Annotated in this window: 7 protein-coding genes, 1 pseudogene and 1 riboswitch; of the genes and pseudogenes, 6 read left to right on the top strand and 2 right to left on the bottom strand. The window is 73.3% G+C overall.

Annotation, left to right across the window (positions count from 1 at the left end; translation table 11 throughout):
- A partial coding sequence (locus ACQEUR_RS16500) for an ATP-binding domain-containing protein (protein WP_433031400.1) occupies positions 1-709 on the top strand: 709 nt, incomplete at its 5' end.
- Between the two features lie 59 nt (positions 710-768).
- On the opposite strand, the gene ACQEUR_RS16495 is transcribed toward ACQEUR_RS16500, so the two are convergent.
- A complete protein-coding gene (locus ACQEUR_RS16495; RefSeq protein WP_433031398.1) occupies positions 769-1716 on the bottom strand; it encodes an SMP-30/gluconolactonase/LRE family protein in 948 nt (315 codons plus the stop codon).
- Between the two features lie 355 nt (positions 1717-2071).
- On the opposite strand from ACQEUR_RS16495, the gene ACQEUR_RS16490 reads away from it, so the two are divergent.
- The 3 genes and pseudogenes from ACQEUR_RS16490 to ACQEUR_RS16480 form a co-directional block, all read left to right on the top strand.
- Positions 2072-2986 (top strand): cation diffusion facilitator family transporter, encoded by a 915-nt coding sequence (locus ACQEUR_RS16490; RefSeq protein WP_433031395.1) that lies wholly within the window; start codon positions 2072-2074, stop codon positions 2984-2986.
- Between the two features lie 165 nt (positions 2987-3151).
- Positions 3152-3280: riboswitch (cyclic di-AMP (ydaO/yuaA leader) on the top strand.
- 8 nt (positions 3281-3288) lie between these two features.
- A complete protein-coding gene (locus ACQEUR_RS16485; protein WP_433031392.1) occupies positions 3289-3666 on the top strand; it encodes a hypothetical protein in 378 nt (125 codons plus the stop codon).
- A 51-nt stretch (positions 3667-3717) separates the two neighbouring features.
- Positions 3718-4470, top strand: a pseudogene (locus tag ACQEUR_RS16480) (coiled-coil domain-containing protein); the annotation flags it as partial.
- A gap of 157 nt (positions 4471-4627) precedes the next feature.
- Here the strand turns inward: ACQEUR_RS16480 and ACQEUR_RS16475 are convergent.
- Positions 4628-5830, bottom strand: a complete 1203-nt coding sequence (locus ACQEUR_RS16475) for a cellulose-binding domain-containing protein (RefSeq protein WP_433031389.1) — start codon at positions 5828-5830, stop codon at positions 4628-4630.
- A 510-nt stretch (positions 5831-6340) separates the two neighbouring features.
- Here ACQEUR_RS16475 and ACQEUR_RS16470 point away from each other — a divergent pair.
- Both ACQEUR_RS16470 and ACQEUR_RS16465 read left to right on the top strand, forming a co-directional pair.
- On the top strand, positions 6341-9262 hold the full coding sequence (locus tag ACQEUR_RS16470) for a glycosyl hydrolase (protein ID WP_433031386.1): 2922 nt from the start codon (positions 6341-6343) through the stop codon (positions 9260-9262).
- Positions 9263-9407: 145 nt separating this feature from the next.
- Complete coding sequence (locus ACQEUR_RS16465; protein ID WP_433031383.1) at positions 9408-9740, top strand: YnfA family protein; 333 nt, start codon at positions 9408-9410, stop codon at positions 9738-9740.
- Positions 9741-10052: the final 312 nt, after the last annotated feature.

Below are 10052 nucleotides of genomic sequence, written 5' to 3'. Positions count from 1 at the left end.
CGAGCTGACCACCGCCGCCGACCGGGAGCGGGCCGCCCGGGCCGCCCGGTCGGCGGAGCGGCCCGCCGACTACCGGGACTACGCCCACGTGGTGGTCGACGAGTCGCAGGACGTGTCGCCGATGCAGTGGCGGATGCTGGGCCGGCGGGGCCGGCTGGCCTCCTGGACGGTGGTCGGCGACCCGGCGCAGACCGCCTGGACCGGTGACCCGGCCGAGCTGTCCCGGGCCCGGGACAAGGCCCTGGGCCGGCGGCCCCGGCACGAGTACACGCTCTCCACCAACTACCGCAACTCGGCGGAGATCTTCGCGGTGGCGGCCGCGGTGATCCGCGAGGTCTCCCCCGAACTGCCGCTGCCGGTGGCGGTGCGCAGCACCGGCGTGCAACCGGTGGAGCTGGTGGTGCCGGCCGCGGAGCTGACCGACGCGGTACGCGAGGCGGTGACGAAGCTGCTGGCCGAGGTCGAGGGGACGGTCGGGGTGATCGCCCCGGTGCCCCGGCGGGACGAGGTCGCCGGCTGGCTGGACACCTCCGCCGAACCTCGGTTGCAGGTGGTCGACGCGATGCAGGCCAAGGGCATGGAGTACGACGGGGTGGTGCTGGTCGGCCCGGGGCAGATCCGGGCCGACTCCACGGCCGGGGTACGCACCCTCTACGTCGCGCTCTCCCGGGCCACCCAGCGACTCACCACCATCGAACCGGCGGGGTGAGCGGCGCGCTGCCGCCCACCCCGCCCGGCCCGACGATCGGCGGCGCGCCGCCCCCGGCGTCAGGGACGCGGAATCGCCACCGCCGTGTACGGGGTGTCCGGGGTGGGCGTGGTGCTGAACCGGGCGTTCGGCAGGTAGAGCCGGTTGCCGTACGCCGCCACCGTGGTCGGTACGTCGAAGCCGGGGTCGGTGAGCCGTTGCACCACCCGAGCGCTGTGCCCGGTCCGGTCCAGCCGCAGCACGGCGACGGTGTTCAAGCGGTTCTGCACCACGTAGAGCGTGCGGCCGTCGAGCAGCAGCCCGTCCCCGTTGGTGAGCAGTTCGCCGCCGAGGTCCACGGTCCGGGCGACCCCGGTCCGCGGGTCCACCCGGAACAGCAGCCCGGTCCCGGACTGGACGACGAGCAGCGCGGCACCGTCCGGCGTCCGGGAGATGCCGTTGGCGTTGATGCCGGCGCCGTAGACGATGTCGCCGGTCAGCGGCAGCCGGACCACCGCACCGGCCGGCGGTAGCTGGCCGCCCCGGGCCAGCGGTACCCGGTAGAGCACCGGGTTGGTCGAGTCGGTGAACCAGGCCGCACCGGGGGTCAGCACCACGTCGTTGACGAAGCTGGGCTGGTCGGTGAAGCGGTAGCTGGCGAGCAGCCGGCCGGTCCGGGTGTCGATCACCCGGCCGTCCCCGCCGGCACCGCCGGCGACGAACAACCGGCCCCGCGCGTCGACCTTCATGCCCAGCGACGGGGTGCCCGGACCGGGGTTGATCACCTCACCCCGCCCGGTCAGCAGGTTCGCCCGGTAGATCGCCCCGGTCGCCCGGGACCCGAAATAGGCGTACGGCGGGCCGCCGATCGCGATCCCCTCCGGTTGGAAGCCGGCGGGCAGGTCGAGGGTGCGCGGCGCGAGCGGCGCGGCACCGGCCGTGGCGGCCGGGGCGCCGGTGGTCACCAGCGCGGTGGCCAGGGTGAGGGTGGCGGCGAGCAGGACGGGGACACGTCGACGGCGACGCATGCATCGGCTCCCTTCGCGGCCCGGGAGCACCGGCCCGCACCCGGAACCCCGGGCGGCGGACCGGACCACCGAGCACTGTGGATCGGACTCCCCGGCACTGTGGACCGGTCCACCCGATCGGCGGTCCGGCCACGGCCAGGCTTCGATGATGCCAGGTACTCCCGGGTCCGCATCTCGGCGGCGCGATCGGGCGTACCGGCCCGCCCCGGGACGGCCGGGGCACGCGGCCGGCGCTTCCGGGACCGCCGCCCGGCGCCCGGGTCGGTACCGGGCCGGGGGTGCTCCCGGCCGGTCGGGCCCATCGGAATGTACGGATATCTCGGCTGCACACCGCCGGAGCGGGAAGGGTGTGTGCGTGGGCGGAGGTCATCACCACGGCGGGGGCTCGGTGTGGGCGGCGGAGCGGCACCGCGGCCGGCTCTGGGCCGCCTTCGCGCTGCTCGCCGCCCTGATGGTGATCGAGGCGGTGGCCGCGCTGGTCACCGGTTCCCTGGCCCTGCTCTCCGACGCGGGGCACATGTTCACCGACGTGCTCGGGATCGGCATGGCGCTCGCCGCGATCACGGCGGCCCGGCGCGCCGCCGCCGACCCCCAGCGCACCTTCGGGCTCTACCGCCTGGAGGTGCTCGCGGCGCTGGCCAACGCGGTGCTGCTGTTCGGGGTGGCGGTGTACGTGCTGGTCGAGGCGGTACGCCGGTTCGCGGCACCGCCGCAGGTGGCGGCCGGTCCGATGCTGGCGGTGGCGACGCTCGGCCTGCTGGCCAACGTCGCCGCGTTCGGGCTGCTCCGGGCCGGTGCGCGGGCGAGCATCAACCTGCGGGGCGCCTACCTGGAGGTGCTCGGCGACCTGCTCAACTCGGTCGCCGTCATCGTCGCCGCCCTCGTGATCATCCTGACCGGCTGGACCTGGGCGGACCCGGTCGCCGCGCTGGCCGTCGGGCTCTTCATCGTGCCCCGCACCTGGCGGCTGGGACGCAGCGCGGTGCGCATCCTGGTGCAGGCCGCCCCCGAGCACCTAGACGTCGGCGTGGTACGGGCCAGGCTGGCCGCCGTAGCGGGGGTGTGCGACGTACACGACCTGCACATCTGGACCCTGACCTCCGGCATGGAGGTGGCCTCGGCGCACCTGGCGCTCGACCCGGGCGCGGAGGTGGGCAGTGTGCTGGCGGCGGCGCGATCGGCCCTGCGCGAGGACTTCCACATCTCGCACGCGACCCTCCAGGTCGAGCCGGAGACACCCTCCGGCGCCTGCGGTCCCACCGACTGGTAGTTATGGGCAGCTTAAATTTCGTCGGCGCGTCGCAGGGTTTTGTCCGGTTACTTCCGGACCAACCAGGGCGATACGGATCATGCTCGACAACACGCTCCGCGCAGAGCGAGGCGGTGGCCGGTAGGCTCGGCACCGGTCTCCGCCGGGCGGCGCCCTCCGGCGCCTGCGGAGCCGCCGCCTAATCGCCACGTGCGAGCCGGGGAACCACGTATCTGGGGTGTATCCGCGTCAGCGGTAGGGATCTTCCGTCCCGAACCCGTCAGCTAACCCGGTCGGCGGCTGACGGAAGGACGGACGTTCTCATGCCGTTTCTGGCATCCACCGAAGGGGCACCGGCACGCCACGCCGCGGCCGCCCCACCCGGGGCTCCGCGAGCCGCCCGGGCCACCCCGACATCCGTACGCAGAGCCCGGCCTGCCGGCCGGCGGGCCACAGGGCCGGGCATCCGGCTGGCCACCGTCGTGACCACGGTGCTCGCCCTCGGCCTGGTCGCGGCGTTCGGCGGCGCACCCGCCGTCGCGGCGCCGGTCCAGGCGGCGCCCGGGCCCCTCTCCGCCGCGCCCGGCGACATCGACCGGAAGGGCAAGGCGGCGCCGACGACGCCCTGCGCAGCAGAAGAAGCGGGGTCGGCCGCCAGGCCGATGTTCGCCGGCCAAGCTGGCGGCCCGGTACGGTGCTGAAGGAGGCCGACTACCTCTCCGCGCGCCGCAGGCGTCGCCGCCCGCAGCGAGCGGGTGGGCGAGATGGCCGGCATGGCGTACCGGACCGGCCGGCTCGGGCAGGTCTCGGCCCTGCTCAACAGCGGTTCCCCGAGCAGTCTGGTGGACCGCGCCGCCGCGCTGGACAGCGTGGCCGCCAACGAGAGCCGGGAGCTGCGCGGCCTGCGGGACAGCCTGGACCTCCAGACCCGTACCAAGGCCGCACTCGACCAGGAGATCCGTGACCAGCGCAAGCAGGTCGAGGTGATGCAGACCCGCAAGACGCAGGCCGAACGGGCCCTGGTCGCGGCCGGCAGCGGCGGTGTCAGCTCGGGCGTCACCGGACGGGCGGCGTCGGCCAGGCCGGCACCGCGCAACTCCGACGGCTCCTGGCCGGACGAGTCGTGCAGCGTGGACGACCCGACGCCGGCCAGCGGCTGCATCACCCCGCGTACGCTGCACGCGCTGAACCAGGCCAAGTCGGCCGGCTTCACCCGGTACGTCTCCTGCTTCCGCAGCGGCGGCAGCGGCGAGCATCCCAAGGGCCAGGCCTGCGACTTCGCCGCACAGAAGAGCGGATTCGGCGGGGTGGCCTCCGGCGGCGACCGGACCTACGGCAACAACCTGGCGGCGTACTTCGTGAAGAACGCCGACCGCCTCGGCGTGCTCTACGTGATCTGGTTCAAGCAGATCTGGCTGCCCAGCAGCGGGTGGAAGTCGTACAGCGGCGGTAACGGGGACCCGTCCAGCGACCACACCAACCACGTGCACCTGTCCATGCACTGAGCCTCCGCCGGCACCGCCCGCCACCCCTGGGCGGTGCCGGCGGAGCCCACCGCACGGACGCGCGACAGCGCCCGCCGCCCTCGTCGACGAAGACGAGGACGGCGGGCGGTTGTGTCGGCGGGACCGGTACGACCCGCCGACCTGGACGGGGCCGGGGTCAGCAGCCGATCCGGGCCGAGCCGAGGGCCACGTCGTCGTACCAGAGCGTGTCCGCGCCCTCGCCGTAGCTCTCCCAGCCCAGCCGCAGGTCGGTCAGGCTGGGCCGCCAGTTCGCCCGGTTGAGCCACTGCCCGTCGATGTCGTGGGTCGGGGTGCCGTCCGCGGTCAGGCCGGTCACCGCCGCCCCGTCGACCCAGGTCGACAGCCGGCCCTGGGTGCCGTCCACCATGAACTCGACGCAGGTCCAGCGGTTGGTCGGCAGTGGCACGCTGAGCGCGACGCCGGCCGGGCTCTGCTCGGGCAGGGTGGCGTCGTCCGAGGCGCGGTTCCACTGGAGGGCGCCGTTCTGGCCCCCCATCCGGAGGTCCCGGTTGCCGTCGTTGGCGTCGCGCATGGCCAGGAACGTCACGTGCTGGGTCGGCAGCGCGGTGGTGTGCCGCACCCAGATCCGGCCGTACCGCACCGCGCCGAGACCGCTGAGATCGCGGTTGGCCCGGACGAAGACGTGGTTGCAGTAGCCGGCCGTGCCGTTGATCCGTACCGACCTGGTGCCCTGGTGGGCCACGGTGGTGTCGATGGCGGCCGTACCCGTGCCCTGGCAGTCCGGGTAGTTCACGCTCCAGTCGCCGGCGGGCGTGGTCCCGGTCTGGTTCTCGAAGCCGTCGCAGAGGCTGGCCGCGCCGCAACCGGCCGGGGGCGGCCCGGTGGTCGGCGGCGGGCTGGCCGGCGGGGTCGTCGGCGGTGCCGGGGTCGTCGGGCCGGTGGTCGGGGCGGCGCCGTTGCACGGCTCGCCGTTCAGGGCGAACCCGGTCGGCGCCGCCGCGTTCGCGGCGTAGCTGCCCTGGACGCCGAACTCGGCGGACCCGCCGGCCGGCAGTGCCCCGTTGTGCGCCGCGTTCCGGGCGGTCACCGCGGCGCCGGCCTGGGTGACCTGGGCGTTCCAGCTACTGGTGATCTGCTGGTCGCCACCGTAGGTCCAGGTGACGGTCCAGCCGTTGACCGCTGCGTCGCCGGCGGTCACCCGGACCGTGGCGGTGAAGCCGCCGCTCCACTGGTTGGCCTGGTAGTCGACCAGGCAGCCGGCGGCGGCCCGGGCCGCGGGCGCCACGACCAGGCCGACGGTGGCGACGAGGCACGCGGCCACCGTCGCCATCACGGCGACGACCACGGGCAGACGGGGGTACGGTGCGGAGACCCTCATGGGGATGGGATTCCTCTCGGCTGACCACCGCGGAGCCGGTGCGAACGGGCCCGGCGGTGCTGTTGCTACGACGGCGGGTGGACCGACGCGTCCCGCGCGTACGGCCCTCGTGCCACCCGAATGACCGGCTCCCGCGATCACGGATCCATCAGCGACGCACCGGCCAGCCCTGCGCGGTCGTCGGCGGTGATGGCGCCCGGCCAAGCTTAGAGACAGACATCGATGGATGCAAGAACGGCGCCGACGGCATGCCAGAGAGCGCTCTTTCGATCGCTCATCGCAGTTCGCGGCACCGAGCTGAGGTGGGCGGGGAGACCTGAGAGAGCGCTCTCTAAGGTACCCCGACCCCGGCCCCGACTGTCAACCGGGAGGCGCGGTCCACTCCGGAATCCGGCAAAGAAGACCGGCGCGCATTGACAGCCCTGAGCCGATCTGATGATCTCCAGGCAATGGCTCGTTAATACGGACGAAATCTCTCCCCGGCCGTACCGTCCCCCGACCGGAGGCACCATGACCAGATCCACCCGCCGAGCGCGCGGGTTGGCCGCGCTCACCCTCGCGGCACTCGCCGCCACCGTCGCCCTCGTCGCGCCCACCGGCGCCGGCGCGGACCCCCTCGGCGCCGGCAGCTACACCACCACCCGCCCCGCCGGCGCCGCCGGCCCCTCCGGCTGCGCCGACCTCTCCACCAACCCCCGGCGGTACGTCACCGGCAACGCCCCGGCCGGCGCGGTACCCACCAACGACTGGTGGTCCTCGCTGCTGTTCAAGCGCCTCGACTGCGCCTACTCCGAGCCGTTGCAGGCACACCCGATGGCCTTCGACCCGGTGGCGGGCGGGCTCGGCGTCTCGTACACCACCACGCCGACCGTCTCCGGCACCCCGACCACCGTCGGGGAGTACCACTTCCCCTACAGCACCGACTTCACCCTCGGGGTGACCGGACTCAACTCCCCCGACGTCAAGGTGGACGGCTGGACCGACTGGACCGTCTCGCCGTACTGGTCCGACGGGACCCGGACACTGCGGGCCACCGTCGGCCACGGCCTGCCGTTCGTCTACGCCCAGGTGACCGGCGGCGACGCCCGGCTCGCCTTCGGCGCCACGCCCACGGTCTGGGCCAACAGCGGCGCCCGGATCGGGTTCACCGTCCGCGGCCACGACTACGTGGCGTACGCGCCGACCGGTGCGACCTGGACGGTCAGCGGCACGGCCATCACCTCCACCCTGGCCGGCCGGGGCTACTTCTCGGTGGCGCTGCTGCCGACCACCTCCGGCACCCCGGCCGCCGAACGCACCGCCCTGGCCGACAGCTACGGCCGGTACGCCCACGCGCACGTCACCGGCACCCGGGTCGGCTGGTCGTTCAACCAGCAGACCAGCACGGTCACCGCCACGTACACGTTCAGCACCACGGCCCGGGAGGGCAGCGAGGGCAACACCGTCGTCTCGCTCTACCCGCACCAGTGGAAGAACCTGGCCGGCGGCACCCCGATCGGCCAGACGTACGTCTCCCCCCGCGGTGCGATGCGGACCCTGGTCGGGGTCGGCTCGTTCGCCACCGCGATCCGCTACCACGGGGTGCTGCCGGAGATCCCCGCCGTCGCCACCTCCAGCGGGGCCGACCTGGCCACCCTCGGCGGCTACCTCGACCAGGCCGCCACCGGCGACCCGCTGGCCGGCTTCGGCAACGACACCTACTGGACCGGCAAGGCGCTGGGCCGGGCCGCCCGGCTCGCCGAGATCGCCGACCAGCTCGGCCGGACCGCCCAGCGCGACCTGCTGCTGAACGCGATCCGGACCCGGCTCACCGACTGGTTCACCGCCTCACCCGGGGAGACCGGCCGGCTGTTCCACTACGACCGGGCCTGGGGCACGCTGGTCGGCTACCCGGCCTCGTACGGCTCCGACCAGGAACTGAACGACCACCACTTCCACTACGGCTACTACATCGCCGCCGCCGCCACGCTGGCCAAGTTCGACCCGGGCTGGGCCGCCACCAACCGGTACGGCGGCATGGTGAACCTGCTGATCCGGGACGCCAACGGCTTCGACCGCAACGATCCGATGTTCCCGTTCCTGCGCGACTTCGACATCTACGCCGGGCACGACTGGGCCTCCGGGCACGGCTCGTTCGGCGCCGGCAACAACCAGGAGTCCTCGTCGGAGGGGATGAACTTCGCCAGCGGGCTGATCCAGTGGGGCCTGGCCACCGGTGACACCGCGATCCGGGACGCCGGCCTGTTCATCTACACCACCCAGGCGCAGGCGATCCAGGAGTACTGGTTCGACTCGGCCAACGAGAACTTCCCGAGCGCCTTCGGGCACAGCACCGTCGGGATGGTCTGGGGCGACGGCGGGGCGTACGCGACCTGGTTCAGCGGCGAACCGGAGATGATCCAGGGCATCAACATGCTGCCGATCACCGGCGGCTCGCTCTACCTCGGCTACCGGCCCGACTACGTCACCACCAACTGGAACGAACTGGTGACCAACAACGGCGGGCAGCCCACCGTCTGGCAGGACGTGCTCTGGTCGTTCCGGGCGATGGGCGACCCCGACGCGGCGCTGGCCGCCTTCCGGGCCAACCCGAACTACGCGCCGGAGGAGGGCGAGAGCCGGGCACACACCTTCCACTGGCTGCGCAACCTCGCCGCACTGGGCCGGGTGGACACCTCCGTCACCGCCAACACCCCGCTCTACGCGGTCTTCACCAAGGGCGGGGCGCGCACGTACGTGGCGTCGAACATCACCTCCAGCCCGCTGACGGTGACCTTCTCCGACGGGCGGACGCTGACCGTACCGGCCGGCCGGACGGCCGCCACCGGCGCGTTCACCTGGAGTGGCGGCGGCGCCGGCGGCGGGACGCCGAACCCGACCCCCTCCCCGACCCCGACGGCCAACCCCACGCCGACCCCGACCGGCCCGCCGGTCACCGGCAACCGGCTCTTCGTCCGCTCCGGCGGGGCGCTGGCCGGCACGGCGGGCGGCGGGGCCACCACGGTGACGATGGCGGCAGCCAACGGCAACCACGACGGCACGCCGACCAACCCGACCACCCACCGGGTGTGCGGGCTGACCGGCAGCCACACCGGCGGCGCGACCGCGTTCAGCCTCTACGTCGACGCCGGCAGCGCGGTCGGTGCCGGGGTACAGGCCCGGGTCTCGTACGACTTCACCGGCTCCGGCACCTACAGCCGGGTGGAGACGTACGGCTACTTCGCCACCGACCCGGTGCCCGGCGCCGAGACGTACACCCAGTCCGCCGGACTCCGCTCGACCTCGGGAGCCTTCGCGGCGCTGGCCAACGGCTGCGTCCGGCTGGAGGTCTGGAACGCGATCGGTTCCGCCCCGACGACGCTGCGGGTCGACGCGACCGGCAGCCAGGGCGGCCAGTCCGCCCTCACCCTCCCCTTCACCCCCACCGCCTGAGGTGTAAGGAAGGGCCCCTTATTATCGCTTTTTGCATAGGAAGGGGCCCTTCCTAACCGCTCCGGCCGCCGCGCGAGGGCTTTCCGGGTCCGCCCGGAAAGCCCTCGCCGGTAGCTGCCACCACTGGACGCGGCAGAATCAACCCGTGCTGGTCGCCCGCTCGTTGCTGCTCTTCCTGCTCGCCGCCGTCGCCGAGATCGGCGGCGCCTGGCTGGTCTGGCAGGGCATCCGGGAACACCGCGGAATGCTCTTCGTCGCCGCCGGCATGCTCGCGCTGGCCGGGTACGGCCTCGTGGCGGCGTTCCAGCCGGACCCGCACTTCGGTCGGGTCCTCGCGGCGTACGGCGGGATCTTCGTGGCCGGCTCGCTCGGCTGGGGGGTACTCGTCGACGGCTTCCGACCGGACCGTTACGACCTGGCCGGCGCCGGCGTCTGCCTGCTCGGCGTCGCGATCATCATGTACGCCCCGCGCGCCTGACGTGTTAAGAAGGGGCCCTTCCTATGCAAAAAGCGATAATAAGGGGCCCTTCCTTACGGGGCAGCGGTCATCGCGCTCGATCTCGAACCGGCCCGTGAAAGTTTTGCAAGGCCGGCCTCCCGCACCCGCCCGACCGACCTGCGACGCCGGGGGGCTGCGGCCCCGTACGGCGGAGGATCTTTGCAAGCCGGGCGCCACGATTGCGGATAGAGCCGGCATATGTTCCGGGGGCCACTCCTTTACCACCCGGGAACCCGGTGGTAACTTGCCGACAACTCCTGCAAGAAGTTGCAGCCCGCTCCCCGCCCCGTC

Origin of the sequence: Plantactinospora sp. CA-290183, assembly GCF_050936375.1 — a bacterium.
Lineage (GTDB): Bacteria > Actinomycetota > Actinomycetes > Mycobacteriales > Micromonosporaceae > Plantactinospora.
The sequence above is the reverse complement of the archived record's forward strand: the minus strand, read 5'-3'. Positions and strand labels throughout refer to the sequence as shown.

Excerpts from the sequence above, each read along its gene's own strand:
- ACQEUR_RS16470 (WP_433031386.1), top strand. The coding sequence starts at position 6,341 with ATGACCAGATCCACCCGCCGAGCGCGCGGGTTGGCCGCGCTCACCCTC.
- ACQEUR_RS16495 (WP_433031398.1), bottom strand. The coding sequence starts at position 1,716 with ATGCGTCGCCGTCGACGTGTCCCCGTCCTGCTCGCCGCCACCCTCACC.
- ACQEUR_RS16475 (WP_433031389.1), bottom strand. The coding sequence starts at position 5,830 with ATGAGGGTCTCCGCACCGTACCCCCGTCTGCCCGTGGTCGTCGCCGTG.
- ACQEUR_RS16485 (WP_433031392.1), top strand. The coding sequence starts at position 3,289 with ATGCCGTTTCTGGCATCCACCGAAGGGGCACCGGCACGCCACGCCGCG.